Origin of the sequence: Oceanobacillus saliphilus, assembly GCF_023522835.1 — a bacterium.
GTDB lineage: Bacteria > Bacillota > Bacilli > Bacillales > Amphibacillaceae > Oceanobacillus > Oceanobacillus saliphilus.
The window spans coordinates 37,774-63,925 of record NZ_JALCZU010000012.1 but is presented as its reverse complement, the minus strand read 5'-3'; the positions used below and the strand labels follow the sequence as shown (position 1 = coordinate 63,925).

At 39.0% G+C, this 26,152-nt stretch carries 28 protein-coding genes; 6 read left to right on the top strand and 22 right to left on the bottom strand.

Annotation, left to right across the window (positions count from 1 at the left end):
• Positions 1 to 111 precede the first annotated feature (111 nt).
• Entirely contained in the window at positions 112 to 543 is a 432-nt protein-coding gene (locus MN204_RS17420) for an SRPBCC family protein (protein WP_249872365.1), read from the top strand.
• A 104-nt stretch (positions 544 to 647) separates the two neighbouring features.
• Here MN204_RS17420 and MN204_RS17415 read toward each other — a convergent pair whose 3' ends face one another.
• Complete coding sequence (locus MN204_RS17415) at positions 648 to 1,091, bottom strand: hypothetical protein (protein ID WP_249872364.1); 444 nt, start codon at positions 1,089 to 1,091, stop codon at positions 648 to 650.
• 298 nt (positions 1,092 to 1,389) lie between these two features.
• Between MN204_RS17415 and MN204_RS17410 the strand changes: the two genes are divergently transcribed.
• Positions 1,390 to 1,728, top strand: coding sequence for a heme oxygenase (locus tag MN204_RS17410; RefSeq protein ID WP_249872363.1), 339 nt, complete (start codon positions 1,390 to 1,392; stop codon positions 1,726 to 1,728).
• A 107-nt stretch (positions 1,729 to 1,835) separates the two neighbouring features.
• On the opposite strand, the gene csaA is transcribed toward MN204_RS17410, so the two are convergent.
• The 3 genes from csaA to MN204_RS17395 all read right to left on the bottom strand — a co-directional run bounded on the left by csaA (position 1,836) and on the right by MN204_RS17395 (position 4,059).
• The gene (csaA, locus tag MN204_RS17405; RefSeq protein WP_249872362.1) at positions 1,836 to 2,165 is read right to left on the bottom strand and encodes a chaperone CsaA; all 330 of its coding nucleotides are present in this window, start codon (positions 2,163 to 2,165) and stop codon (positions 1,836 to 1,838) included.
• Positions 2,166 to 2,325: 160 nt separating this feature from the next.
• Positions 2,326 to 3,243 carry an aldo/keto reductase gene (locus tag MN204_RS17400; RefSeq protein ID WP_249872414.1) on the bottom strand — a complete coding sequence of 306 codons (918 nt, stop codon included), beginning with the start codon at positions 3,241 to 3,243 and terminating at the stop codon, positions 2,326 to 2,328.
• A 120-nt stretch (positions 3,244 to 3,363) separates the two neighbouring features.
• Positions 3,364 to 4,059, bottom strand: coding sequence for a response regulator transcription factor (locus MN204_RS17395; protein WP_249872361.1), 696 nt, complete (start codon positions 4,057 to 4,059; stop codon positions 3,364 to 3,366).
• A gap of 141 nt (positions 4,060 to 4,200) precedes the next feature.
• Here MN204_RS17395 and MN204_RS17390 point away from each other — a divergent pair, with 141 nt between their 5' ends.
• Positions 4,201 to 5,235: a zinc-binding dehydrogenase gene (locus MN204_RS17390; RefSeq protein WP_249872360.1), complete on the top strand. Its 1,035-nt coding sequence runs from the start codon at positions 4,201 to 4,203 to the stop codon at positions 5,233 to 5,235.
• Positions 5,236 to 5,691: 456 nt separating this feature from the next.
• Here the strand turns inward: MN204_RS17390 and MN204_RS17385 are convergent, their stop codons facing one another.
• From MN204_RS17385 to MN204_RS21520, 3 genes are all read right to left on the bottom strand, one after another.
• Positions 5,692 to 5,940 carry a hypothetical protein gene (locus MN204_RS17385; RefSeq protein WP_249872359.1) on the bottom strand — a complete coding sequence of 83 codons (249 nt, stop codon included), beginning with the start codon at positions 5,938 to 5,940 and terminating at the stop codon, positions 5,692 to 5,694.
• Positions 5,941 to 6,073: 133 nt separating this feature from the next.
• Positions 6,074 to 7,273 carry a DHH family phosphoesterase gene (locus MN204_RS17380; protein ID WP_249872358.1) on the bottom strand — a complete coding sequence of 400 codons (1,200 nt, stop codon included), beginning with the start codon at positions 7,271 to 7,273 and terminating at the stop codon, positions 6,074 to 6,076.
• A 157-nt stretch (positions 7,274 to 7,430) separates the two neighbouring features.
• Positions 7,431 to 8,636 (bottom strand): helix-turn-helix domain-containing protein, encoded by a 1,206-nt coding sequence (locus MN204_RS21520; RefSeq protein WP_249872357.1) that lies wholly within the window; start codon positions 8,634 to 8,636, stop codon positions 7,431 to 7,433.
• Positions 8,637 to 9,208: 572 nt separating this feature from the next.
• Here MN204_RS21520 and ltaS point away from each other — a divergent pair.
• Positions 9,209 to 11,149 carry a lipoteichoic acid synthase gene (gene ltaS / locus MN204_RS17370; RefSeq protein ID WP_368858679.1) on the top strand — a complete coding sequence of 647 codons (1,941 nt, stop codon included), beginning with the start codon at positions 9,209 to 9,211 and terminating at the stop codon, positions 11,147 to 11,149.
• Positions 11,150 to 11,337: 188 nt separating this feature from the next.
• Here the strand turns inward: ltaS and MN204_RS17365 are convergent, their stop codons facing one another.
• From MN204_RS17365 to MN204_RS17355, 3 genes are all read right to left on the bottom strand, one after another.
• Positions 11,338 to 11,691 carry a DUF378 domain-containing protein gene (locus MN204_RS17365; protein WP_249872356.1) on the bottom strand — a complete coding sequence of 118 codons (354 nt, stop codon included), beginning with the start codon at positions 11,689 to 11,691 and terminating at the stop codon, positions 11,338 to 11,340.
• A 132-nt stretch (positions 11,692 to 11,823) separates the two neighbouring features.
• Entirely contained in the window at positions 11,824 to 12,174 is a 351-nt protein-coding gene (locus tag MN204_RS21745; RefSeq protein WP_438804717.1) for an FAD-linked oxidase C-terminal domain-containing protein, read from the bottom strand.
• A gap of 125 nt (positions 12,175 to 12,299) precedes the next feature.
• Positions 12,300 to 13,631 carry a sigma 54-interacting transcriptional regulator gene (locus MN204_RS17355; RefSeq protein ID WP_306798755.1) on the bottom strand — a complete coding sequence of 444 codons (1,332 nt, stop codon included), beginning with the start codon at positions 13,629 to 13,631 and terminating at the stop codon, positions 12,300 to 12,302.
• Between the two features lie 327 nt (positions 13,632 to 13,958).
• On the opposite strand from MN204_RS17355, the gene MN204_RS17350 reads away from it, so the two are divergent.
• Positions 13,959 to 15,515: an ABC-F family ATP-binding cassette domain-containing protein gene (locus tag MN204_RS17350; RefSeq protein ID WP_249872355.1), complete on the top strand. Its 1,557-nt coding sequence runs from the start codon at positions 13,959 to 13,961 to the stop codon at positions 15,513 to 15,515.
• Between the two features lie 105 nt (positions 15,516 to 15,620).
• On the opposite strand, the gene MN204_RS17345 is transcribed toward MN204_RS17350, so the two are convergent.
• The 11 genes from MN204_RS17345 to MN204_RS17295 form a co-directional block, all read right to left on the bottom strand.
• Positions 15,621 to 15,929, bottom strand: a complete 309-nt coding sequence (locus MN204_RS17345; protein WP_249872354.1) for a DUF3892 domain-containing protein — start codon at positions 15,927 to 15,929, stop codon at positions 15,621 to 15,623.
• Between the two features lie 22 nt (positions 15,930 to 15,951).
• Complete coding sequence (locus MN204_RS17340) at positions 15,952 to 16,146, bottom strand: gamma-type small acid-soluble spore protein (protein WP_249872353.1); 195 nt, start codon at positions 16,144 to 16,146, stop codon at positions 15,952 to 15,954.
• A 17-nt stretch (positions 16,147 to 16,163) separates the two neighbouring features.
• Positions 16,164 to 17,192, bottom strand: a complete 1,029-nt coding sequence (gene splB / locus MN204_RS17335; protein WP_249872352.1) for a spore photoproduct lyase — start codon at positions 17,190 to 17,192, stop codon at positions 16,164 to 16,166.
• Entirely contained in the window at positions 17,185 to 17,457 is a 273-nt protein-coding gene (locus MN204_RS17330; RefSeq protein WP_249872351.1) for a transcriptional regulator SplA domain-containing protein, read from the bottom strand. The genes splB and MN204_RS17330 overlap by 8 nt, the downstream gene beginning before the upstream one ends.
• Positions 17,458 to 17,655: 198 nt before the next feature.
• Positions 17,656 to 18,933, bottom strand: coding sequence for a TRAP transporter large permease (locus MN204_RS17325; RefSeq protein WP_249872350.1), 1,278 nt, complete (start codon positions 18,931 to 18,933; stop codon positions 17,656 to 17,658).
• A 1-nt stretch (position 18,934) separates the two neighbouring features.
• Positions 18,935 to 19,420, bottom strand: coding sequence for a TRAP transporter small permease (locus MN204_RS17320; RefSeq protein WP_249872411.1), 486 nt, complete (start codon positions 19,418 to 19,420; stop codon positions 18,935 to 18,937).
• Between the two features lie 79 nt (positions 19,421 to 19,499).
• A complete protein-coding gene (locus tag MN204_RS17315; protein WP_249872349.1) occupies positions 19,500 to 20,516 on the bottom strand; it encodes a TRAP transporter substrate-binding protein in 1,017 nt (338 codons plus the stop codon).
• Positions 20,517 to 20,655: 139 nt separating this feature from the next.
• Positions 20,656 to 21,861 (bottom strand): FAD-dependent monooxygenase, encoded by a 1,206-nt coding sequence (locus tag MN204_RS17310; RefSeq protein WP_249872348.1) that lies wholly within the window; start codon positions 21,859 to 21,861, stop codon positions 20,656 to 20,658.
• 119 nt (positions 21,862 to 21,980) lie between these two features.
• Positions 21,981 to 23,093 carry a cupin domain-containing protein gene (locus MN204_RS17305; RefSeq protein WP_249872347.1) on the bottom strand — a complete coding sequence of 371 codons (1,113 nt, stop codon included), beginning with the start codon at positions 23,091 to 23,093 and terminating at the stop codon, positions 21,981 to 21,983.
• A gap of 20 nt (positions 23,094 to 23,113) precedes the next feature.
• Positions 23,114 to 23,620, bottom strand: coding sequence for a DinB family protein (locus MN204_RS17300; protein ID WP_249872346.1), 507 nt, complete (start codon positions 23,618 to 23,620; stop codon positions 23,114 to 23,116).
• Between the two features lie 3 nt (positions 23,621 to 23,623).
• The gene (locus MN204_RS17295; protein ID WP_249872345.1) at positions 23,624 to 24,571 is read right to left on the bottom strand and encodes a fumarylacetoacetate hydrolase family protein; all 948 of its coding nucleotides are present in this window, start codon (positions 24,569 to 24,571) and stop codon (positions 23,624 to 23,626) included.
• Between the two features lie 325 nt (positions 24,572 to 24,896).
• Here MN204_RS17295 and MN204_RS17290 point away from each other — a divergent pair, with 325 nt between their 5' ends.
• Positions 24,897 to 25,631 (top strand): IclR family transcriptional regulator, encoded by a 735-nt coding sequence (locus tag MN204_RS17290; protein ID WP_249872344.1) that lies wholly within the window; start codon positions 24,897 to 24,899, stop codon positions 25,629 to 25,631.
• 115 nt (positions 25,632 to 25,746) lie between these two features.
• Here the strand turns inward: MN204_RS17290 and MN204_RS17285 are convergent, their stop codons facing one another.
• Positions 25,747 to 25,911 carry a hypothetical protein gene (locus MN204_RS17285; RefSeq protein WP_249872343.1) on the bottom strand — a complete coding sequence of 55 codons (165 nt, stop codon included), beginning with the start codon at positions 25,909 to 25,911 and terminating at the stop codon, positions 25,747 to 25,749.
• Positions 25,912 to 26,152 lie beyond the last annotated feature (241 nt).

The following is a 26,152-nucleotide window of genomic DNA, read 5'->3' as shown; positions in this document are numbered from 1 at the left end:
TGCAAACGGAGTAGCGCCGACCTTTAGGTTTTGACAAACAACCCCGAGGGTAATAGTAGTAGTGGATATTTCATAACATTAAATGGATGGAATCGAACAGGAGGTTATCATATGGCAAGTGGAAAACATACCATTCTGGTGAATCGGCCAATTGAAACGGTCTGGAATTTTGTTAGCGATATTAATAACTGGGCGCCATTGGTTCCTGGATATATAGAACATAGGATACTAAATGACAACCAGTCCACATGGAAATTTGTCAGTGATATTGGTGTCATCAAAAGAACATTGCACATGAAGGTAACGATCACAAACTGGCAGGAGCCGACCAAAGTCACCTTTGACCTGAAAGGAATCAATGAAAAGTTTACAGGCTCAGGTTATTTTGAAGCCGAAAAAGTAACAGATATCAGCACGAAAATTACAGGATATCTTTTCATTAAACCAGGTGGCCTGCTTGCACCTGCAATTAAACCAGCCCTCAAATCCGTCATACCGAAAACGACAAAAGGTCTTACCGAAGCAATTGCCAACGAAGTCTAGCACTTGTAGTCACGCGCACCAGGCACCACCCGAATTAGTTCGAAATAGTTGAGGATGTCCTCCAGGCAGACTTACATCTTATTCTCTATGTATGATTCATGCATTCACGAGCGCGCTCTGAATTTCAGCACTTTCCCTTTCTTACTTTTGAAAGTATCATTTAACAGGCTTAAAATGCATGGTCCATCTTGTGGAAAAAGATTCAGTATGTATTCGACGCCATCTTCATTTCCGAATATCCAACGATCCAACTCCTTATCATCATATTCTGGATGGGTAATCTGGTAATAGATTCCAAGCTTCATTGTTTCATTAAAGAAATTACCCGCAGTTGGATTATAAATATAGCACGTATCATTATAATGATCTTTTACTACGCCAAGGTCGAGCATTTCAATTAACCTGTAATCAAGAATATGATCCTCCACCCCATACAACCGCTCCACTCCAACCTCCTCGAATGGTGTATTTGTAACCACATCAAAACTTTTCCACTGGGGCAGTTCTGATAAATCAACATAAAACATATTCTTTTTCTTTAAATACATTTGGATCCCTCCTCTAGAATTTGCCTTTCTTTATTCGACTATACTTATCTCTCTAAAAATAAACATTGATTAAGCAAATTTTCAGTATTTTTATTTTATCAAAAAGGAAGTACATTTTCGCGCACAGGACAGGTGTTTGGGTGCCTATGCGCTTATTTTTATATCTCCTGGCCATGACTTCCTAAAAAAGTGACGGTACTTACTGGCAAGACATGCATTTTATTGGAAGTGCATAACTAGGATTATAAAACTCATTCCAGTATACTAATAGTATCTTCAACTAAGGGAGGATATTGATATGTTTATTGTTACGAATAGAATCAAGACGAAAAAAGGTATGGCAGCAAAAATGGCACCTGCATTCACCAAACCAGGTCTACTTCAGAAAATGGAAGGTTTTCATAAAGTGGAAGTTCTAGTGACACAAAATATCGAAGAATACGATGAACTGAATGTTAATATGTACTGGGAAAATCTTGAAAACTTCACATCCTGGAGAAACAGTGACCATTTCAGAGAGGCCCACCAAGGCAGTAAACCTGATCAGGAAAAGGAATCACCGATTATCGGAAGCAAACTCATTATTTCTGAACTAGCATCGACGATTAAAGCTCTTCCAGAAGATGAACAGGAATAGAGTAAAAAAACCTGTAACTCCCTTTTAGTAAACATGGCGTATGCCTAGTTGCACTTATGCAAGTAAGAAAGTTTGTACTTTCTTACTTGCCAACATAGTCAAACGTCCTAAAGAATTTTTGTACCATTTTCAACAAGTTCATCCGGTTTCAAAAGAACAACATCCCCTTCTTCCGGAACTCCCCCAATCACCAATACTTCAGATTTAAACCCTGCAATACGCCTCGGGGGGAAATTTACCACTGCAGCAACTTGACGGCCTATAAGTTTTACTGGTTCATATCTTTTGGTAATTTGCGCGGATGAGTTTTTTATGCCCATTTCACCAAAATCAATCTCTAATTTTATTGCAGGTTTCCTCGCCTCGGGAAATGGTTCGGCCTTCGTCACCGTTCCAATCCGAATATCCAGCTTCATAAAATCTTCTATCGTTACCAATACTATTCCCCCCTATTTTATCAATTTAGCATTATAGTTCAAACATTGATTTACTATTCTGTAATTTTATTTTATCACAAGTATACGGTAATAATCGGACAAAATTAAATCTTTATGAAAAAACATGTACCTTGAAAAGATACATGTTTTGGGTTTCACTTTACAGCACTTGATTCCCCGCCGAACGATAGATTTCGTACCATTCTTCCCTTGTCAGTTCGACGGTCGAAGCTTTGGCTATGTTCGTCAGTCTTTCAGGTGTCATCGTACCGACAATCGTTTGGATTTTTGCCGGATGACGAAGAATCCATGCTACAGCAACCGCAGATTTCGTTACACCGTATTTTTCACCGATTTCCTGAAGCTTGATGTTCAGTTCTTTAAAGTCCTCATGATTGATGAAAAATCCCTCAAAATAACCGTATCGAAACGGTGACCAAGCCTGAATGGTCATATCATTCAAGCGACTGTAATCAAGTATACTCCCATCGCGGTTCAACGCATAATCAAATGGCGTATTTACATAGAGTCCTTGTCTCATCATATTTGTGTTTGTAACACTCAACTGTAGTTGGTTTACCACCAGCTCCTGATTTAAATACTTTTTCAGTAGCTCTATTTGCATCGGATTATGGTTGCTCACACCGAAATGACGTACTTTTCCACTCTCGAATAGTGTCGTAAAGGCTTCCGCTACTTCTTCCGGTTCTACGAGTGCATCCGGCCGATGCAGCAGAAATACATCCAAGTAGTCTGTCTTGAGACGCTTGAGGCTTTCATCAGCCGATTTCAAAATATGTTCTTTGGAAAAATCATAATAGCCATCACGAATGCCTGTCTTTGTCTGGATCGTAATCTTTTCACGAACAGACGGTGACATCTCAATAGCTTCAGCGAAAATGGATTCGGAATCTCCGCTACCATAAATATCTGCATGATCAAAGAAATCAATTCCATGCTCCAGTGCATTCTCTATCACCTTTGCAGCTTCCGGTTTAGAAAGTTTATTCATACTCATACAGCCCAATGCAATTTGAGGAACTTTTAAATCGCTCGTCCCTAACTTCATTCGTTTCATACTCATTGATAAGCCCCCCCTAAAAAGATGTATATATTATATCCATCATACCGTATTTGTCATTATAGATTACTTTCACTTCCCGAATTTTGTCAAATTATAAACGATACCCGCTTATAGTCAAGACAATATTCCCTTCCTGAACAATTCAGCTACAGCGTGAACACGATTCGATGCATCCAGCTTTTTTATTGCCAATTTGACATACTGTTTGACAGTCAGTTCACTGATACCCAGGGAATAGGCAATTTCTTTTGTAGTCTGACCTAAGGAAATTTTCTTCATTACTTCAAATTCTCGATTACTCAATAGTTTATCATCCTTGTTATAAGTAGAGGCTTGCAGAACCAACCCAACCTGCTTACTGAATTCGGTTAGGCAACTTAATAATTCCTCGTTAAATTCTACATCTTTTTCAAACCTTTCACTGTAAATAAAACCTATGACTGATGGCCCACTCAAAATCGGGGTTATGAGAAAAGAAGTTATTTTTGAATCAATGACATAGTTACTGCTCGTTTTCTCAAAAAGTTCACGGTCTCGATAAAACTTTGCTTGCTTTTGATTGATAGCTGCCATAATCGTAGGCAACGTCCTGACATCATATCTCAAATCATGAATATACTTGATTTCATGTTGTTGCATGGAAATAATCCCTTCCCCCAGGTATCCAATTGGAGAGTACCGGCAAAGAGAGGCATCCAGTACAGGAAATAGATCGATGTATGTCTCAAGTACTGCGATGATTTGTTTCTCATGAGAATCTATATTCTCTATTTCACTTAATTTCTCTAAAAAGGTAGACGTTTCTATCATGATACCAACTCCTTTTAGGGTAGATGAACTATACAATTTTGGTAATATACTAACTTCAGGGAATATTATACCATTAAATTATGAAAGCGTTACCTGAATCGTTCATACCAACTCAAATAAAAATAGACAGGGAGAGATTTTATGAAAGCGCTCGTATTAGAAGATGTTCAAAAAGCAGTAGTGAAGGATGTTCCAGCACCTGAAATAGATCATGATGGCATTTTAATTAAAACAATGGCAAATGGCGTTTGCAGAAGTGATTGGCATGTATGGGTAGGAGACCATGGTATTGTCCAGCCAATTATTGGTCATGAGTTCTGTGGAGTTGTTGAAGAAGTTGGTCATAACGTTAAGAATTTCAAACGAGGCGATCGTGTCATTATTCCTTTTTCCGGTAGTGATGGAACATGTCCACATTGTATTGCCGGTAACACTCACCTTTGTGATTCCTTCATCGTACCGGGAACTGCTTACCAAGGCGGATATGGTGAATATGTTGCTGTACCAAAAGGAGATAGAAATGCCATTCATTTACCAGAGAATCTCAGTTTCTCAGATGCTGCTGCACTAGGCTGTCGATTCATGACTGCCTATCACGGTGTTGTAGATCGTGTACATGTGCTTCCTGGAGAAAATGTTGTCGTTTATGGTTGTGGCGGTATTGGACTATCTGCAATTCATATTGCTTCCTCCATGGGGGCAAATGTCATTGGCGTCGATATCAATGACTCCAATATTGAACTCGCAAAAAAACTTGGGGCAGATTACACAATCAACAGTATGAACAATGACCCAGTAGAAGCAGTAAAAGAGCTAACAAAAGGCGGGGCAGATGTTTCCGTTGACGCACTGGGAATTACGGAAACATGTCTAAACGGAATCAACAGTTTGAAAAAAGGCGGCCGTCATCTACAAGTTGGCGTAACATCGAAAAAAGAGGCTGGTTTTATATCCATCCCTGTAGATGATATGGTTTTAAATGAAAAATCATTTATCACCACTCTTGGAATTCCAGCATATCGATTTAGTTCCCTTTTGGAACAAGTGGCACAGGATAAATTGCAACCCGGAAAAATGGTAACACGAAACATTAAACTGTCCGAGGTGGAAGGAATTTTTGAAGACATGAGTAACTTTAAAACGACAGGAACGTTTGTAGTTACGGATTATAGCTAAGTTTCCAAAGGGCTGTCTATCAATAGGCAGCCCTTGAATACTAGGGGCGCTGATGCAGGATTACAAATCCGTTTTTATTCCTGTAAATACTTCTTCCTACAATGGCTTGACAGAACTGAAATCGATACTGTTCTGAACCTCTGGGAAAAAAGTTTCTAGAAATTCTTCAAAATAGTTATGAATAAGTTCCTTAAATAGTTAATCGTGTTTTGTGTATTCTAGAGAGGGTTTTTCAAGTTCTGAAAGTTTTATTTTTTCATTGTACGCTTCAAAATCTTCCTGTATGAGGGTATCTATTGTAGCCATCATCCACGTTCTCCCCCTCCCGCATACGCTTATTATAAATAATCCCCACCTATGAAAAATTCCATAGGTGGGGTTATATTTGCTGTGTTTACTATTTGCGTAGGCATGCACTTCCTTACGACAGAAAAAACGGATAGATTCTTCACCGGATCAATAACCTGGGTAATACGGATAAGGAAAATATGGATAAGGATAATAATAAAATGGAAAATAAAAAGGTGGAAAAAATGGATAGAACGGTCTTGGTCTCGGCCTAGGTCTTGGATACGGATAAAAGGCCGGATCAAAATAAGCTTGTTGGAATTGCCTTTCAGCCGGAAAGTCTGATTGGTCCGTATACTCCGATTCACTTTGATGCGCAAATGGTTCTACAGAATTATTCTCATGATTAGACAACATAATAACCTCCTAAAAATTGTTCACCTTGTAGCCTATTCAAATGTCAACCTGACTGAGTACGTCCAATAAGTGTTTATTTCCAAATTAAAAGACTTCCAATTGTTGGAAGTCTTTTGTGACTTTTACACGCTTGTTAATTACCTTTTTCAGTGATACTGCCTAACGTTTCCATCAAATAATTCACGAATATGTTATCCCTCACAAGCCAGGCCTCGTAATTTCTTTTTAAGAATTTTTCTGCTTCTTGAAAGCTTTCAAATGTCTGATTGATTTTCGTTCCATTTTGTTCAATTACCCACTTATCTTTATCCTCATTCAGTGGATATAACAGAAAAAGTTTATCTGCTCTGTTTTTATACATCGAACCGAATGAGGATTCTTTAAGATTATATCGATTTCTTTTTGCGTCTTCTGTCAGTGGGTCCAGATGAAATGTATCGGCTACAAAAAGCTTATATGCTTCATCGGTCAATGAGCATCCAGAAGCTTTCGCATGTCCGCCACCGGAAAAACGGCCGGCAACGTCAGATACATCCACATCATCGTGGATTGTCCGGAACCCTGCTCTTTTTCCACCAATATTTAAGATTACAATATAATCCAGGTGCGGGTATTCTTTGCCAAGTTCATTACCAAGCTCAGAGTGATAGGACTCCGCATAAACTATCCCAGCATAATGGTCACCGATTTTTGTCTGAACGAGCTGCCTTCTTTTCCGGCGAATATAGCGCTCCATTTTATCATCTTCCATATCCAGTATCTTTTTTTCAAAGTCATCAAACTGGAAAGGATCATTTTTTTGTAATCGTTCGAGCATTACTTCTTCAAATTCTTCGATAGAAACAAGAAAAAAGAGAGCATTAAGCTGTCTGGCTTTTTGATTGTCGTTCTTTTCCCATTCCCATGTATCATACTGCCTGACTAGTTCTACAAATTCTTCGATTGCCTCCGTCGGATCAATCTTTTGATGTTCCAAAAGATATTCATAAAATAACGAGGTTGCGGAAGTTAATTTCCCCTCATCATCCTCTACAACGACATGACCCCATTCATATTCATTGTAATGAAGTGCTGTTTTATGATGGTCGAGAAACTGAACCTTCCCTCCATCCTGGTAAAATGCTTCCAGTTTCTTTTCATTTTCTTCATTAACAGATAAATCGGTAACAAACAAAGTTGTATCCTTATTTTCATTTTCCAAAAACCATTCCACTTCCCGATTTAAGCCGGTAATGGAATTGTAACGAACCCTCACCTCTTTACCAAACGCAAGCTTTGCCAAAATCCCACAACCAACCCCATCCAAATCATTATGTGTCAGTATCTTATACATTTTCATCACCTCTCGACTAGTATGGATTAAAATGGTGCCTGTCACTCCTCGGTTTTTGTCGAAAAATGTTAGATTAGAAAAATCCTCATTTTGTATTTTTAATCTTATGATGATAAAAAGTTCTATTTAATAATAAAAATGTAAACACTTTCATTCATCATTCCATACTACCTTCCCTGTATTGGGAAGGTGTATACCCTGTATCCTTTTTAAAAACCCTGGCAAAATAGGATGAGTCTTCATAGCCAACAATCCATGCAATCTCTTCAATCGATAAATCTTCTGTTCTTAGTAAATGTTTTGATTTATTTATTCTTACCATCTGCTGATAGAGCGTAATGGTCATACCTGTTTCCTGTTTAAATTTACGGGACAGATGACTCGGATGTGTGTTACAGAGGTCAGCTAGCTCATTCTTATCTATTTGCTTATCATAATAGCTTAACAGGTGCTCCATTACCCGCTGTGTCATTGTTGAGTAACCACTCAGTGAATTGGATGCAATCAGATTACAATATGCTTCTATCATCTTATCTTGCAGCGGATTCAATGTTGCTATTTTGCTGGCGTTTTCTATTTCATATGCATATTTTTCCGAAATGCGATGAATCATAATAGCAGGTACATTACTGTTTCTTGCAGCGGTCCGCAATAATGTGTTCATGATGATTGCCAGGTTTTTCAGTCTGCGTAATGGTTGGTTTGGAAAACGTTCTGAGAAAGAAAAAAGCATATTTCTCGAATTGATTAGCTTTAATGCTTCTGTTTTGTCCCCTTCTCCAACCGCAAACATAAAATCCGTCTCAATTTTATACCGTAATTTCACAAGTTCCATGTCTTCATCTCGAGCAGCGTATTCAACTTTCTTCGTTTCAGAGCTTTTATTTTTTCGTGTTTCAATGATTCGCGGATTCACATCATTGTTCATCATCATTTGAAACTGCTGGAGCACACTTGCAAAACTAGTTGCTTGTTCTACCGTCAATACATGTATTTTTTCACTTACAGCTCTAAGATTTTCGCTGTCAATGCTGTTGAGGTCATACTCCCTCGACAGACTATACAAATTTGGAGTTGCATCGAAATAAGGTCCGATTACAACCGTAAAATCGTTGTTTTGTTCTGTTAAAGCATACGCAAAATAATGTAGACCCCATTCGTTGATATAGGAATAGAGTTGGTTTCGCTGCTCCATCTTTTCGAGCAGCAAGAAAAGATCCTCTTGGCCTGATCCTGGCATAAACTCAGGAATGTCAATGATTTCATGATTATAGATAAGCTCGTTGTTCGCATTCAATATATATGTATTCAAATTTGTAACTTGGAAAATTTTCATTGCAGCTGAAATGACTTCTGATTGCACTTTTAATTCCCCCCAAATAACTTTTTATCCGAATTTTGTTGAATATGTCCTAACAAAATAAATGTTATTTCATTATAACAGGAACATAACAACGCTACCAATTAAGAAACAGTTGAGAAGCATGGGGACTGTTCTCCTGCTTCCATTCTGCAATATAAAAGGTGAAGACTGATCGTAACTGTCTTCACCTTTTATATTTATCCAATCCGGTATGGCAGAACTATTATTCTTCCTTCAATAAACGCCTTGTTTACACCAAGTCCATATTGGAAAGCACAACGCCCCCATTCATGAATCCAATATGACCGATAGTTATCAGCTACAAAACTTCCAATGTTCGTTTCCTAGAAACCTGCTTTGATTGCTAGATGGGAGATAATTAAACGCGGATGTTGTAAGCGCAAACAATCCCTCTGCACATTGGTATACTCAACTCCATTATGTACGTTGCCACACTTTTTACACAAAAAACATTTTGACTTAGTACCAAGCCATGCTATATAATTGCACCTTGTAACAATATTAATTTAATGTTAATTTGTAAACTTAATGTAAAATTAGAGGTGAACAATGTGAAGAAATTATTATCTACAAAAATGGGATTCTTCGCGATTGCAGTCGTACTTTTTTGGATAAAAACATATTCAATATATAAATTGGAATTTAACTTAGGTGTCAGTGGAGCGATGCAGGAATTTCTATTGTTTTTCAACCCCTTGAGTTCTGGGTTGATTTTCCTGGGACTTGCATTATTTGCTGCAGGTAAAAAAGCTGGACGCCGGATTATTGTTTTCTCATTTATTTTAGGATTTATTCTATACGCAAACGTTGTGTTTTACCGATTTAATGGTGACTTTATTACACTAGCTACCATGATGCAGACAAATAACTTTGGAAGTTTAGGTGGAAGTATACTCGATTTAATGGCACCACTTGATATTCTATATTTACTGGATATTGCTATTTTAATCGTACTTTATAATAAGTTTAAATCTAATTGGCGGACAGAGCGCCTGCAGTTCCGTAAACCACTGATTGTGCTGGCCGTTGGTGTCATTGCTTTCGGGGTCAATCTAGGTTTAGCGGAAAAGGACCGTCCACAATTATTGGAACGCGCATTTGACAGAAATTATTTGGTGAAATACCTTGGAGCTTATAACTTCATGATCTATGATGCTATTCAAAGCGTTGAATCCTCCAGACAGCGGGTTTTGGCTGACAGCAGTGACATTACAGAAGTGGAAAATTATACAAAGTACAAGTATGCTGAACCAAATCCAGCTTATTTTGGGACAGGTGAAGGAAAGAATATCATCAAAATACATCTCGAGTCTTTTCAATCTTTCTTAATTGATTATGAATTACATGGTGAAGAAGTTACGCCATTTCTAAATTCATTGGTTCATGATGAAAGCCAGGATTTCACATATTTTGATAACTTCTTCCATCAAACGGAACAGGGAAAGACGGCTGATGCCGAGTTGACAACCGATACGTCGCTTTATGGCCTGCCACAGGGGTCTGCATTCGTAACAAAGGGAGATAACACGTATCAAGCTTTGCCAGCTATATTGGAACAACGTCAGGACTATACGAGCGCAGTATTCCATGGAGACCGCAAATCGTTCTGGAATCGTGATGAAGTATATCGACATTTAGGAATCAATGAGTATTATTATGATAGTTATTTTGATATGAGTGAAGAAAATGTGATTAACTATGGATTGAAAGATAAACCCTTCTTTGAAGAATCGATTCCATATTTGCAGGAAATGGATCAACCATTTTATGCACATATGATGACATTGACCCATCATCATCCATTTATCCTTGATGAGGGCGAGGCAAGCCTTGCACCTGCAGAAACTGGGTCTGGAACGGTGGACCGTTACTTCCAAACAGCACGTTATTTGGATGAGTCATTGGAACAATTCTTCATTGATCTGAAAGAAGCAGGATTGTACGAGGATTCCATTATTATGATATATGGAGACCATTATGGTATTTCTCAGAATCATAACCGGGCAATGGCTGAAATCATAGGTGAAGAAATTACACCTTTAAAAAATTCAGAATTACAGCGCGTACCATTTATCATACGGATACCCGGTGTTGATGGTCAGGGTATAAATCACGAATATTCAAGTCTCGTTGATGTCATGCCTACCATGTTGCATATTGTTGGTATCGATGCACAGGATTACATTTTATTTGGTACAGATATGTTTTCTGAGGACCATAAAGCATTTGTTCCATTCCGCAATGGTGATTTTGTAACGGAAGCATACAGTTCCATAAATGGAATCTTTTATGATAATGTTACGAAAGAGGTTGTGGAAGAACCAACGGAAGAAATGATGGAAATGAAAGAAACCGTGCTTCATGAGTTAGAGCTCTCCGATAAAGTATTAAATGGAGACCTTCTACGATTTTACACACCTAACGAGGAATGGGAACCCGTAAATATTAATGATTATTTTTACGGAGAACCAGAGCAACATCCAGCTAAATAAATAGGTGCCTGTCACTCCTCGTATTTCGTCGAGTGGGTTCAGACATTGATTTCCGTTTTATGGATAGTTAAATGTTACTAAAATCATCATCAAAACCCCGTACCACAAACATACCATTGTTTGCAGTACGGGGTTTTCTCATTCACCAGAAACCATCACGATTTAATTTCCTATCGCAGAAACAAGTGCTATTCTGTGTCCCTATTCTCTTTTCTCTCAACTTCGGAAGGATGTAATGGATATTCCGATCGATTAAATGGTTCTGGTTCTATTTCTTCACCGAACTCTGTTCCATAGTTCAGATTCCCGGCTCTTCTGTCTTCACCATTTTCCGGATCCATTGCTGCTTCCATCGGATTAAACAGGGCTACTATATAGTAAAGAGCACTCAACCCAACAAGACCATAAACTAATCTCGATAGGAATGCATTCTGCCCTCCAAAAATTGCTGCTACTAAATCAAATTGAAAAAAAGCAATCAGACCCCAGTTAAGAGCGCCAATTATAATCAAAGTCAAGGCAATCGTCTTTAAAGTCCTCATCTATATCACACCTCCTTTATCATTATAATACGATGCTTTCTTAGCATTCGTTATTTTTATAGGTTTCATACATCGGTACTATCTCTTCCAAGAATTTTCCCTCTGGAAGTTATCCTTTTGAAGTATTAGCCTTCACTTGGACATATGTAGGTTGCTAACTTTATCCTTTATTACGTACATCAAAAAACCGAACAGTGCCAGGCACTGTTCGGTTTTTAAAATATCTTTCCTGGGTTTAAGATTCCCAGTGGATCGTACATTTGTTTGTTTCATGATTTCCAGAGCGGCTCCATGTTCCGCTTGCTGGAATTTCATCTTCCCAATACCTACACCATGCTCGCCGGTACAAGTACCGCCAACTTCAATGGCATAGTAGACAATGGCATCATTGGTTTGTTCGGCAGTTTCAAATTCCCCTTGGATTTCTTCTTGAATCTGGCTCTGTGTATAATACGTATCAGGACGGCCTGATTCAGACCCCATCTGAAAGCAGAAGTATTCTCAGTATTTTGGAAAGCGGTGGGATCCTTGGAAGTATGATTGCACTGATTACACCCGTAATAATTACTGTTAAATAAAATACAGGAAACATATGGTCAACACCATATTTACATTGAATATTTTTTTAGCTTTCGTACGACTGACGGCTGACTGATGCCCAGCATTTTTGCCATTTCTGTCGTTGTTTTGCACTGTTTCTTTGCATTGAACAATACTTTTTCTTCCACACTTTCCAGAATCCGTGGTAATGTCTGTCCATCTATTTCAAAAGAATCGAGCCCATATTTGTTTTCCGATTGGTAATGTATTGGAAGGTCATCTTTTGTAATAGTCACTGATTCGCTTTGGGTAACAAGCCTTTCAACCAGATTTTTCACTTCCAGGTGATTCCCTTTCCATTCCATATGCAGGAGCTCATGAAATAAATCGTTAGACAATGTCCGTTCCAACTGATATTCCTTACAGAATGTTTGTATATAATTTAAAATGATTTCACTTAAATCTTCTGGCCGCTCTCTTAATGGCTTTATGGAAATAGGTATCACATGAAGGAAGTAATATAAATCCTCTCTGAACTGATTGGCAGCTACAAGTTTATCTAGATTGTATTCCGTGGAACTGATGATTCTGAATTCATTTCTCTTTTGCCGAAGCGACTTCAATAGAATACTTTGCGATGTCCTAGAGAGTTCATCGACACCTTGCAAGTATAGTGTTCCAAATTGAGCCAATTGCATGTAGCCTGTTTTTTCCAATCCTTTTTCACTGCTTCCAATCAGTTCCCGCTCAAGAATTGTTTCCGGAATAGCTGCACAATTTACTTCTATAAACGGTCCATCTTTCCAAGGACCCTGTTTATGAATTAATTTGGCAAGCGTTGATTTTCCGACACCGTTCTCGCCCTGAAGATGGACAGGTACTTTTAGCGGTGCAACCTTTTTTGCAGATTTTAAAACATCTTTCATTGACTTGCTCTCTGCAACGATTCCATCAAAACGCATACTTTTCTCACGGAGCGTCTCGAGTTCTTCTTTCACCCGGGACATTTCCCCCTCAAGTTCATTCAAGTATTCCTGAAGAACAAGCAACTCAGAAACGTCATAGGAATAACTGACGACAAACTCAACTTCCTGTTTCTCATTATAGAGCGGTACACCAGTAATGAGCACTTTGCCTCCATCCTGTTTCGTTTGGACGAGTACAATCTTTTTCTTTTGCTTTTGGACTAATGGCGTGATTGCTGGAGAGAAGATCCCCTTCGCTTCCAATTCATATACGGATTGTCCAAGCAGGTCTTTTGCCGTTAACCCGTACTGTCTGCCACTTATATGTGATGCCTTAATGATTTTCCCATAGCGGTTCGTAACAATAATATCCTCATCATACGAATCGATTACTTCCTCTTCCGCATTTGGAAGAAGATTGAGATTGACCATCATCCCACCCCTCCTGCGATGCTAAATTATTCATTTTTGAATAATTATACAATAATTAATAATAATTATACATAATTGTCACATTCATTACAACAACGTTTATACTTCGGTTCCTCGAATTTTGTTGAAGATTATCAGTTTAGTTTTTATTTATGTAGAATCCTCCTCTAGCCACATTCCCAGATATCCTCTATAATTAATACGAATGAAATTTAAAGTAGAAGCTATAAGTTATATGAAAAAATTGGAATTAGGATACCATCTCCTACCTCACACCCCAATAAATATAATGATAAGTCTTTCTTCACTTTCCCGGAGGTTTTAATAAAAATGAGTTTACTTACTATCGATTCACTGAGCCACGGCTTCGGTGATCGCACGTTATTTAAAGATGTATCCTTCCGCCTTGTTGCCGGCGAGCATGTTGGTTTAGTTGGAGCAAACGGGGTTGGAAAGTCCACCTTGATGAACATCCTTACGAAACAATTGATACATGACAGTGGCAGAGTGGAATGGACACCAGGTACCGACTATGGCTACTTGGATCAGCATACTGTTCTGACGAAAGGAAAAACAATCCGTGATGTGCTTCGTGATGCCTTTTTACCACTGTTTCAACAAGAAAAAATGCTCAATGAAGTGACCGAAAAGATGGGAACTGCGACTCCTGAAGAATTGGAAGAATTGCTGGAGCAAATGGGTATGATCCAGGATAAATTAGAAGCTGGCGGATTTTATAATCTGGATATTAAAATCGAAGAGGCAGCACATGGTCTTGGCATTGATGCCATTGGTCTGGATAAAGACGTTTCCGCTCTTAGCGGTGGCCAGCGTACGAAGGTACTACTAGCGAAGCTGCTGCTTGAACAGCCAGAAGTTCTGCTCCTCGATGAACCGACAAACTATCTTGATGTCGAGCATATCCAATGGCTAAGCAGCTATTTAAAAGAATATCCACATGCCTTTCTGCTCATATCCCATGATACGGAATTTATGAATGGCGTTGTCGATGTCATCTTCCATCTTGAGTTTTCCAAGCTGACACGCTACACGGCAACCTATGAAAAATTCCTTGAGCTTGCTGAGATCAACAAGAACCAGCATATTAACGCCTATGAAAAACAGCAAGAATATATTAAGAAACAAGAAGAATTCATTGCAAAAAATAAAGCACGTTACTCTACTACCGGCCGGGCGAAAAGCCGTCAAAAGCAGCTTTCACGGATGGAGCGGATTGACCGCCCAGAAACGGCGATGAAACCGACATTCAGTTTTAAGGAATCCCGTGGCAGCAGCCGCTATGTTTTTGAGGCGGAAGACCTTGAAATCGGCTATGATCAACCACTATTTCCAAAGCTGACAACGGAAATCGAACGTGGTGACAGGATTGCCGTTGTCGGGAGTAATGGTGTTGGAAAATCTACACTACTTAAAACCATTCTCGGCAAAATTGACCCGCTCGGTGGCAAGCGGATGCTTGGTGATTTCCTCTTCCCTTCTTATTACGAGCAGGAAGTGCAGGCACCTTCCACGACGCCGATTGATGAAGTATGGGATGCATTCCCCCACCTGAATCAGGCACAGGTCCGTGGGATTTTGGCTAAGGTCGGCTTAAAAAATGAGCATATTACCCGCCCAATGAAGCAGTTAAGCGGTGGAGAGCAGGCAAAAGTACGCCTGTGCAAATTAATGTTGACTGAAAGCAACTGGCTCGTTTTCGATGAGCCTACAAATCACTTGGATGTCGTGGCAAAAGAAGAATTAAAGCGCGCATTAAAAGAATATAAAGGTACCATCGTTCTCGTCTGTCATGAGCCAGAATTTTACGAAGACTGGGTAACAAAAGTATGGAACGTAGAAGAATGGGCTACTGAAGAACAAGCATAAAAAGCGGGCTGCCGGAAAACAAAAACTCCAGCAGCCTGCTTTATTACGTGCACTGTGGTCAATACCCGAATATTGTCGGATAAATTCCCATAGAAGGGCCAAGCTTTAAAACGTTGGCAAATTGGCCAAGTTATTCTCTCGTATACCATCAGGTTCGCTTCTGATAATATCTCGTCCATACTTATGAAAGACATCCACATGAGCGATTTTTCCTGATTTTGCCTCATCTAATGCAGTAACGTAATCCAGTTCACGTCCTGAATTGGTTTTAAAGGCAATTATATCACCGGACTCATTTTTACGAACCGCCACTATTTCTTCTTTCTCCATTGAAGCATCCTTCCCGACCTCGGGATGCAGTTCACTTTGGGCACGATATTCGCTGTAAATTCTTTCAAAGTCTTTTTCTTCCATATCGCTTCCTCCAATACACTTTTTATGCTTTTTTATTTTTCATCCTAACTTGTTCCACATCGGTATCACTATAGACAGATGTGCCATGTCCACCTGTAGTTCTCGCCAAGAATTCCTTTGCTTCGTTATAGGACATACCCGAGTTTGCATTCCGTTTTTTTACTTCATCGATATTTGTTCCTGTGACAGTCAAGTTATCCTGATTATGCACTTTCATTGATTCACCTCTCATCCTTATGTAAAATATTCAATCCTCGCCTCCGGAAAATACGAATGAATATATCCGCCAAGTGTGTCTTTAATATCTTCCTGCTCCTCATTTTGGTATACATATTTCCCAATCCCATATCTTCCCCATTTCCATTTACGCTTCGATTCGTCAAGTTCGAGTTTTGTCATCGGGTAGTTTTCCTGGATGACACGTTTAGCTGGCTTTGTGAATCGATGCTGGATCATTTCAAATGTAAGATTCTTAGTTGCAAAAGCAGGCAATGCGGCTTCGAGTTTTTCGAACATCTCCTTGTATCCCTCTTTCCAGCCGTCATGCAAGTAAATTGGTGCAATAATAAACCCTAACGGATATCCAGCTTCAGCCACTTTGCCAGCTGCTTCGATTCTCTCATGAAGTCTCGAAGTGCCCGGCTCAAAATATTTGATAATGTAATCATCATTAATACTGAATCGAAAGCGTGTTCTCTCGTTATGTTTGGCATCCAACAGATGATCGACATGGGCAAACTTCGTCACAAATCGTAATTGACCAAATTCGGACTCACCAAAATACTCGATTGCTTTTTTCAGCGTATGTGTCAGATGATCCACTCCGACAATATCAGACGTACAGGATGCCTCAAACCTGGTGGGCTCCGGCGCACGTTCCCGCATATACCCGTCCGCGGCATCAAAAATTTCATCCACATTCACATACGTACGGATATATGGTTTGCTTCCCATCGTTGTTTGTAAGTAGCAGTAGTGGCAATGTCCCATACATCCTGTCGCAAAAGGGATTGCATATTCAGCGGATGGTTTGGACGTATCAAACGTTAATGTTTTCCTCACTCCAACAACAAGCGTCGACTTGGCTGTTCGATATTTTTGAAAATGATTTTCTCCCGGCAAATTGCGAATTTGATTATGGGAAGTCGTTTCCCTAATTTCAACTCCCATATTTTCAAATTTAGTTACCAATTCTTTACCAAGCTCATATTCCATAGCTCTCGGTTCAACATAGACCAGTTGCGGTACAAATGGTTTAACCATAATAATTTCCATCACTAAAATGGATGATATTCGGTGTTCCAAAGGCATCCTTATACGCCTGCTCAGCATCCGCTTCCGATTTGAATATCGCGTATTCATCTGTTAGTGGATAATAGTTCTCATGGGCAAACAAAGCCAATTCATTAGGGTTATTCGGATTCTGCACGATAGCTGCCTGCTGTACTTGCGCGACATCCTGTGCATGGGGATTGCGAATGATCATATAGACTACTTCACCTGGTTGAAATGTTTCGTTTAGTTCCAAATTGAATACCTACTTTCGGTCATAGTTAGGTTAGTTATCTCCTGGCTGTGGTAATTTTATGTAAGGATTGTTCATGCAACATGAAAAAGCGAGTTGCTACGTTTATATTTAGCAACCATTAAAAAAGCAATCTCATCCCCTTATCGGAGAGAAATTGCTTTTGAATTTTTATGAATCAATATTCATGCAGAAATTGAGTTAATTAGCTAAAAATGATGGAAGCCATAAAACAATTTGTGGTACATAGGTCAAAATCAAAATGACAAGATAAGTCATTAGTAAAAATGGAAAGATCGCTCTTGTCAAATCCCCTATTGAAATATTAACCAAAGAGGATGTGATATATAGACCAGATCCTATCGGCGGAGTCAGTAGACCAACAGATAAATTAATACACATAATTACTCCGAAATGGATTGGATCAATACCATACATTACTAGCAATGGAGAAAATATCGGTATTAATAAAACTAAAGCGGCAATACCGTCCATAAACATACCTACAACGAGTAAGAAAATATTAACCAGGAGCAGGAAAACCAAAGGATTATCTGTTAGTGACACCATCCATGTGGCAATGCTTTGTGGAATTTGTTCAAATGAGAGCATCCAACCGAAAATATTGGCCATGGCAATCAGAAGTGTTATGGTAGCAGTCGTTTTAGCTGTGTTAACAAGGACATTCGGTATCTCCTTTAACTCAAGCTCCCTATAAAAAAAGAACCCACTCAGTAATGCTATAATACATGCAATAGCCGCCGATTCAGTCGGAGTAAACATTCCGCTGATGACACCAATAATAATGACAGCGGGAACGAACAACGCCGGAATAACTTGTACAAACTTTTTTGCCATATCGGCTAGTGTTGCCCGCTTATGCGTTGGCCATTGTTGCTTCATTCCTGTGATAGCTATAAGTACAATAAAACCCAGTGACAATAGGATACCTGGAAGAACACCCGCCAAAAACATGGAACCTATGGAAACGCCAGAACCTACACCATAAATAATGAATAGCATACTTGGCGGAATTATCGGTCCAAGTAATCCTGCAGATGCTGTAGTTGCAGCACTGAACTTTTTTGAATATCCCTCTTTTTCCATTGCAGGTACCATCGTTTTACTCATCATAGCAATTTGGGCCGTTGCTGAGCCAATGATCGAAGCTAACATCATATTAGCCAGAACATTGACATATGCCAGTCCCCCCCTGAAATGCCCTACAAAGGTTTGAGCGAAGCCAACCAATCGCTTTGTTAGACCTCCTGAATTCATCAATTCTCCAGCAAGCATAAATAATGGAATTGCTAAAAGGCCATAGTTTTCCATTCCAGAGTAAAGTCTTTGAGGTATGGTTATCATGACACCCATATTACCACTCACAACTATGTATATTACAGTTGTCATCCCAAGAACCAATGCAATTGGTATTCGTATTAATAAAAGTACAAAGAAAGCAATAATCGCAATGAACATATTAATCAGCCTCCCTTGCAGTAAACAAACTTTGTAATAACATTTCAAAAAGGTGAATACTCATGAATAAAAAGCTGACAGGAATACACAAATAAGCAAAAATCATCGGCATTGCCATCGAACTCGACCGTTGAATTAAAATATTCGGAGAACTTAACCAAACAATGGATACGTATAAAATGTAAGTAACAAAAATAAAGGATAGTAAATAGCCAATAATAATTATTATTTTCCTTAAAGTTCCTTTAACAATGTTCGTTACTATATCAATGGTTGGAGTTGATTTTGCTTTAATTGTCATACTTCCCCCGATGAAGGTCATCCAAGCCAAAGAAAACATTGCAGCTTCATCAGACCAGGTCAAAGGAGAACTTAGCACATAGCGAAAGACCACTCCTAATGTTAGAGAGATTAAAATAATGAAACATAGTATCATTGCTATTATTTTTTCTGCTCTATATATCCAGTTACTCAAATTAATGATCATTTTCACTGTACCACTCCCCTTACGAATGAGCAGCTTCTAAAAGTGGACGTTTAGAAGCTGCTATATAGTCAACTATCATCTACTCTGCATTTTCTATAAAAGACTGAATAATATCGGATTGCTCAGAGAATTCTTCATGAACTTCCGTCGCGATTGACTCGAACGTAGATGGATCTAATTCCTGTACCTGAACCCCTTCTTCTATTAATTGTTCCAAGTTACTTTCTTCTCTGGCAATCGCTTCTTCCACACCCCAATCAACTGCTGCTTTAAGTGAGGATCTAACAATCTCCTGATCGCCTTCTGAGAGACGATCCATTGTCTGTTTGCTCATTGTGATAACAGTTGGAAATGTTGCATGATTCGTTAAGGTTAAATATTCCGCATTTTCATAGTACTTCTCCGTAACAAGCGCATCCAGATCGATGTCCATTCCATCAATGACTCCAGTCTGCAAGGACGTATATACTTCAGACAAAGGCATCGCAGTTGGCCCAGCAGCAGTTTTCCCCCAGAAGCTTTGCACAGCAGGACTACCAATTATCCGCATCTTTTTACCACTTAAATCTTCAGGTGTTTCAACAAAACCATCTTTCAGCAGGAGATGTCTGTTCCCGGCGAATGCAAAATCAAGACCGATTATACCTTGTGATTCCAGCGTAGCGAGCATGTCCTGTGCTTCCTTTGAATCTCTCATTGTTGCAGCTTCCTCCAAATTATTGAATAAGAAAGGCATAAACCATGAATTAAGTGATTCTTCACGCGTACTCATATATGCATTAGTAAGAAACCCGAAATCAATAGAGCCTGTTTCCAACTGTTGGACCATGTCTTGTTCCAGACCAAGCTGGGATGCAGGATAAATTTCCAGTGACATTCTTCCATCTGAACGTTCCTGTAATTCTTCATTGAATTTTTCCGCTGTTAGATGCCAAATGTGGGATTCCTGTACAACATGGGAAACTTTAAACGAATAGGTATCAGTTTCACTTTCAGCTGATCCAGCAGAATCATTTTCTACACAGGCAGACAGGACGAACAGGATGAATAATGCAAAACTGCCAAGTAACACCTTCTTTAATTTGTTATGTTTCATATTTTTCCTCCAAATGATAGTTATTCATGATTCTTTTTAGAAAACTGGTTGTCACCAAGCATTTCGGTGACAACCTTAGTTGCACAGGAAATGAGTATACTTCCTACCTTCCTAACGCTAAAGAAATCAATAAAGAGAACTAATTTACTTCCATAGCTGCTTTATTATAACCATGGTATCTGTCTATAAATGTAAAATCTTTTTCAGTACGCTGCTTTAAGATAACATTGCGTAAAAGCGTTGCAGTTGGATTTTCTGTATGAATGATTTCACCCCAGCTTCTTGCACTTCTCTGTACATAAGCCGTACGAGGTAAACGCTCCTGCTGGTACTCAAGAAATGCACTTTTAAAATCATCCCCATGCTTGAGAACTGTATCGGTTAAGTAAGAAGCATCTTCCAACGCCTGGCAGGCTCCCTGCGCCAAATATTGAAGCATCGGATGTGCAGCATCACCCATTAATGTAATATTTCCATCTGTCCAGTTATCGATTGGATTACGATCATACATTGGCCATCTTTTTTGTCTGGAGATAAAGGATATTGCGGTTTTTACTTTTTCACACGTATTTGAAAATACTTCATCCATTTCTTCAGGAGTACCCCACTGATCTGTACGCTCAATTTCTTTCCTATACTGAGAACTCTTAAAGACTACTACCTGATTATAAAGCTCGCCTCTTCTGACTGGATATTGAACAACATGCATGTTTCGACCAATCCACATATATACATCATCAAGATTACCCACATTTGTTACTTCTTCCATTGGAATTGCCCCACGGTAGGCCACATATTGGGAACAAACAGGATCATCATCACTAAACTGTTTACGTGTCGTTGACCATAACCCATCTGCACCGATTACTGCTGAGCCAGAATGAATAGCGCCACTGGCGGTAACAACATCGACAGAATTTCCATTATCTTTCGTGGATGTGATCTGCTGATTCGTTCGTATTTCAATATTCGGATGTGCTTCACACGCTTCAAGTAAAATTCGTTGCATATCTGAACGATGCAAAACGACGTACGGTGCACCATATCTTTCTTTATATATTTCTCCAAGGTCCAATGCAGATAATTCCTTACCTGTATAGGCATCCATGAGTACAAGCCTTTTTGGAAAAACAGAGACCTCACTAATCTTATCCATAACTCCTAATCGCTGCAAAACATTGGTTGCATTTGCTGCCAGCTGAATCCCCGCACCTATTTCGCCAATCTCGGGAGCCTGTTCCAGAACTTGTACATTTTTATCAGCCTGAGCGAGACCTAGCGCAGTCGCAAGTCCTCCAATACCTCCACCAACTACTATAACTGGGTCATTTCCATTGTTGCCCATTTCTTCACTCTCCTAATTGTTATAATTTTTCGTTATATAAGCGTTTACATAAAGGTTTATTTTTAAGGGGGGAATGTAAAATCTCCCCCCCATACGGATTAACAGCGGTATATCCGTTTCTATCTGAAAACCGACTTAAATTCACTAGTTATTTTCTGATGTCCATGATTGATTTCGTAGTTTTCTACTTTTTCCAATTCAAAACGATCCATAATAGGAATATCGTTCACGCTGAACAAATAGGAATCTTCAAACGTCTTATGCTCATACCAGGCCCAGTTAGGAACCACAAAATAATCTCCAGCTTTCCAATCGAAACGTACACCATTTATGACTGTATATCCAGATCCTTTAAAAGCGTGATAAATGGTTGAATGTGTATGTCTCAGTGCATTCGTATGGAAACCATCTGGAAGATACTGCATTCTGGTTCCCATTGTAGGATTTGCTGATTTTCCAGTAGATGGATTGATGTACTCGATTGCAAAACCATGATTCGGATCTGGATCAAATTCCATTAATCCTTCGATTGCTGCTGTAGTACGATCCCATTTATAGTTTGCAAGTGGAGCAACATCAAATTTATCATCGCCTACTGGACGCACCATGCCCCCGCGATAACGTTTTTCCGAAAAGTTATCGGGTACATTTGGTTGTTGTAATCCGTCCTCATACGGTTCAAAGAAAGTACCTCCAATAGAATATATAGTAGGAATATCCAATGCATCCATCCAAATCATTGGCTTTTCACCGAGATGCCCATGGCCATGCCAGAGATTTTTTGGAGTAATTAGAAAATCTCCTTCTTCCATAAAGATTCGCTCACCTTGTACAATTGTGTAAGCTCCTTCTCCTTCCGTAATAAAACGGAGCGCACTTTGTGAATGACGATGGGATGGAGCTTCCTCGCCAGGCAAAAGGAGCTGTACAGCAGCATACAATGTTTGGGTCGTGGATACTTGTCCCCATGGTTTTCGATAAGTTAGTCCAGGATTTTGAAAGTAAATCGCCCGACGTTCTCCTCCACGTTCAGGTGTGAAAATTTCTGCCGCTTCCATTAACTTTTTTTCCATTAATTCACCTGACCACAAATATGCTTGTGCATGTGGTTCAGGGTTCTTATTCATTACTTCTGGTATCGCTTCCCATAGTGGACCCAGATTGAATTGCTGAATATCCTTTGTAAAATCCTTTACGTCTTTATCATTGAGATAACTTGCTTGTTCTGCCATCTGAAATCAACCTCTCATTATTATTTGGTAGTTTTCGTACGCAACTTCGAAAGATTTCTTTGAATCTGGCTATAGTGACCTTCTACATGGTCCACGATGAAATGTTCGATTAAAAATGTAACTGGTTTATTCCCAAATTTAGCGAAGTTTCGATGTGGATTTTCCTCGGCTAATCGATCATCATCTACTTTTGCCAAGCGCTCAGAGACTTGCAGCTTCAGATTGGCAACTTCGGCGATGACTTCTTCCACATCTAATGCTTCTGTATTTTCCACTGCACGTAGACGTTCTGGATTCTGCAATCCTCTTCCCCATTCCGAACCTGGCTTATCAAGCACTGTCTCCAATTCACTCAACCAATACAGCGTAGCTTCTCTTACATGAGACAAAATTTGTAAAATAGACCATTCATCTTCATGGGGATTCCAGCGGATTACATCTTCAGAAACGTCCTCAACACTTGTTAACATTTTATCAATAGACGTATTTATTGACTCGACATAGCTATCAACCTTAGATTCTGCCATTGATTAATTTTCCCCTTTCTGTAATGCTACTTTATTTTCCAATGCCCCTATAGCATCGACTTCAATTTTAACGACGTCCCCATCTTTTAAGAATGCCTGAGGATCTCTTGCCACCCCTACCCCTCCAGGAGTGCCGGTAAGTACAATATCGCCTGGTTCTAAAGTCATCAAATTAGAAAGGAATGCAACAAGTTTTTCTACCGTAAATACAAGATTTTTCGTATTTGAGCGCTGACGTTCTTCACCGTTTACAGTTAAAACGATTTCCAGTCCTGATGGATCCTGCAATTCATCGGAAGTTACGAGCCAAGGCCCCATTGGTGCACTTCCATCAACTGCCTTTCCTTGCATCCATTGCAAGGTACGACGTTGGATATCCCTGTATGTTACATCGTTTGCAATCGTGTAACCGGCAACATATTTAAGTGCATCAGCCTCGGAAACATTTCGGGCTTTCTTTCCAACAACAAACGCAAATTCTGCTTCATAGTCCAACTGTTCGGATATAGGATAAAAAGGAATATCATCTTCTGGTCCGATAATTGTGTTTGCAAATTTCGCAAAAACTACTGGGTTAGTTGGAAGCTCGCGACCCATCTCGAGAATATGTTCCCTATAGTTGTGCCCGACACAGATCATCTTCCCTGGAGCCAATAATGGAGCCTCCACTTTAACAGCATCTTTTTTATGGATCAGCTGCTGATGAAAGCTGTTTGGATTCTCTAGAGCATAATTAACCGCTTTCTTAGCAATCGCAATGCTTTCATCTCCACCTTGAAAAAGCGCTTCCATTTTTGATGGAACAAAAGCTTCCGCTATTTCTTTATATCGATATTTCCCTTCACTTTTCAATTGTGCCTGATAAGCATAATTTAAATCGACAATTTTAGTTTCTTCCACAATCGCTCCGATTCGAGTATTTCCAGCTGCAGTAAAAGTAATGAGTTTCATAACGATCTCCTTTTCAAATGAAGTTATTAAGTAATAAAGATTTACTTGGTTTGCAATAGATTCCAGTTCTCCCGTGGAAATAAACCGCTTTCTTTTTCTAGCAAGTAAAGGTGTCACCGAAAGGCTTGGTGGCAACCAAGTTTCCTAATAAAACGTATTCCCTTCCCACACTTTCCACTATTGTGATAATTCATTATATTATATATAATAGTATAAAGGATATAAGGAATTAATGTCAATAAATATTCACAAATTTACCATTTTTTATAAAAATGAATACATGATAATATGGATGTTCAGACTTATATAGCAGGGAGAATAGAAGATGGAAACAAAAAGAAGTAAAGATACCATTCAATCATTAAAAACGGGGCTTTCAATTATCGAAGCGATTGTAGCAGAGAATCGGCCACTAAGGATTATAGAAATTCAGGAGAAAACTCAAATTACAAAGAGTAATTTATACAAATACATGAACACCTTGGTAAATGAAAATTTAATTTTTCGTGAGCAGGAAACAGGAATGTATCACTTAGGATCAAGGCTAATTCAATATGGAATGGCAGCAATCGGAAACCAGGACGTAATCGCTATCACTGCACCATACCTTCAAAAAATATGTTCGGAGACGAATCATTCTGTCATTTTTGCATTACCGACCTTTGATGGACCGGTGATAGCCAAGATTTTCCGACCCCACCAAACATTAAATATTGGAGCAGAAATCGGAACATTACTTCCTCCCAATTCCTCCGCAGGTAAAATATTTGATGTATTTTCAACTAAACTGATGGTTGAAAATTGGCGACGAAAATATAATTTCAGTAACGATGAAACCTCTGTGGAATCTGAAGAAATCAAGACTGAAAAGATAGCTTTTGCAACTGAACCTTTAATAGCAGAAATCTCTTCCGTAGCTATCCCGATTATTTCATTTAATAATGAACTGGTTGGCATCGTAACATTAGTAGGATTCTCTTCGGAAATTCCGGGGTCCATCGATTCACCAATAAGTCTCTATCTCAAACAGATGCAATTGGAGATTTCAGAAAGGTTTTAAGCTCTGCTAGAAACGGATTTATTTCAAATGAGGTATTTTAGTTATGTGAAGTGTTTGCCCGATATTCCAAACACAAGAAAAGGCCTATCCTCCTATCAGTGGATAGACCTTTTCTTTAGCCTTTACGCTTCCTCTTATTTTTCTTATTATCCAAATTGAGGAACTCGCTATCTTCCGCAAATTCCGTGTCCCCTTTTTTGTGTTTTGGGGTTGTATCATATTTCCGTACATTCTTTTGTCTGCCTTTATCTTTATTTTTATTTTTATTTTCCTCTGACATCTGAATAACCTCCTAAGCCAATTTTGCAATACTAGTATGCCCCGAATTCACTTTCTTAGTTAAGTTGAATCGATATTGCCAAATCGGAGAAACTATTGAAAAACAGGAGGTATTTTTGATGAGCAAAGGCAAAAAGAAGAAAAACAAAAACAAACAGGAACTAAATGATATGAAAGACGATAAAAAATACCCACGAAACCGCCCAAAATAGCGAAACACCAATCGCGGTTCAACGAATCCT

Excerpts from the sequence above, each read along its gene's own strand:
- MN204_RS17420 (WP_249872365.1), top strand. The coding sequence starts at position 112 with ATGGCAAGTGGAAAACATACCATTCTGGTGAATCGGCCAATTGAAACG.
- MN204_RS17415 (WP_249872364.1), bottom strand. The coding sequence starts at position 1,091 with ATGTATTTAAAGAAAAAGAATATGTTTTATGTTGATTTATCAGAACTG.
- MN204_RS17410 (WP_249872363.1), top strand. The coding sequence starts at position 1,390 with ATGTTTATTGTTACGAATAGAATCAAGACGAAAAAAGGTATGGCAGCA.
- MN204_RS17400 (WP_249872414.1), bottom strand. The coding sequence starts at position 3,243 with ATGAAACGAATGAAGTTAGGGACGAGCGATTTAAAAGTTCCTCAAATT.
- MN204_RS17395 (WP_249872361.1), bottom strand. The coding sequence starts at position 4,059 with ATGATAGAAACGTCTACCTTTTTAGAGAAATTAAGTGAAATAGAGAAT.
- MN204_RS17390 (WP_249872360.1), top strand. The coding sequence starts at position 4,201 with ATGAAAGCGCTCGTATTAGAAGATGTTCAAAAAGCAGTAGTGAAGGAT.
- MN204_RS17385 (WP_249872359.1), bottom strand. The coding sequence starts at position 5,940 with ATGTTGTCTAATCATGAGAATAATTCTGTAGAACCATTTGCGCATCAA.
- MN204_RS17380 (WP_249872358.1), bottom strand. The coding sequence starts at position 7,273 with ATGTATAAGATACTGACACATAATGATTTGGATGGGGTTGGTTGTGGG.
- MN204_RS17365 (WP_249872356.1), bottom strand. The coding sequence starts at position 11,691 with ATGAGGACTTTAAAGACGATTGCCTTGACTTTGATTATAATTGGCGCT.
- MN204_RS21745 (WP_438804717.1), bottom strand. The coding sequence starts at position 12,174 with ATGGGGTCTGAATCAGGCCGTCCTGATACGTATTATACACAGAGCCAG.
- MN204_RS17355 (WP_306798755.1), bottom strand. The coding sequence starts at position 13,631 with ATGATGGTCAATCTCAATCTTCTTCCAAATGCGGAAGAGGAAGTAATC.
- MN204_RS17350 (WP_249872355.1), top strand. The coding sequence starts at position 13,959 with ATGAGTTTACTTACTATCGATTCACTGAGCCACGGCTTCGGTGATCGC.
- MN204_RS17345 (WP_249872354.1), bottom strand. The coding sequence starts at position 15,929 with ATGGAAGAAAAAGACTTTGAAAGAATTTACAGCGAATATCGTGCCCAA.
- MN204_RS17340 (WP_249872353.1), bottom strand. The coding sequence starts at position 16,146 with ATGAAAGTGCATAATCAGGATAACTTGACTGTCACAGGAACAAATATC.
- splB (WP_249872352.1), bottom strand. The coding sequence starts at position 17,192 with ATGGTTAAACCATTTGTACCGCAACTGGTCTATGTTGAACCGAGAGCT.
- MN204_RS17325 (WP_249872350.1), bottom strand. The coding sequence starts at position 18,933 with ATGTTCATTGCGATTATTGCTTTCTTTGTACTTTTATTAATACGAATA.
- MN204_RS17320 (WP_249872411.1), bottom strand. The coding sequence starts at position 19,420 with ATGATCATTAATTTGAGTAACTGGATATATAGAGCAGAAAAAATAATA.
- MN204_RS17315 (WP_249872349.1), bottom strand. The coding sequence starts at position 20,516 with ATGAAACATAACAAATTAAAGAAGGTGTTACTTGGCAGTTTTGCATTA.
- MN204_RS17310 (WP_249872348.1), bottom strand. The coding sequence starts at position 21,861 with ATGGGCAACAATGGAAATGACCCAGTTATAGTAGTTGGTGGAGGTATT.
- MN204_RS17305 (WP_249872347.1), bottom strand. The coding sequence starts at position 23,093 with ATGGCAGAACAAGCAAGTTATCTCAATGATAAAGACGTAAAGGATTTT.
- MN204_RS17300 (WP_249872346.1), bottom strand. The coding sequence starts at position 23,620 with ATGGCAGAATCTAAGGTTGATAGCTATGTCGAGTCAATAAATACGTCT.
- MN204_RS17295 (WP_249872345.1), bottom strand. The coding sequence starts at position 24,571 with ATGAAACTCATTACTTTTACTGCAGCTGGAAATACTCGAATCGGAGCG.
- MN204_RS17290 (WP_249872344.1), top strand. The coding sequence starts at position 24,897 with ATGGAAACAAAAAGAAGTAAAGATACCATTCAATCATTAAAAACGGGG.
- MN204_RS17285 (WP_249872343.1), bottom strand. The coding sequence starts at position 25,911 with ATGTCAGAGGAAAATAAAAATAAAAATAAAGATAAAGGCAGACAAAAG.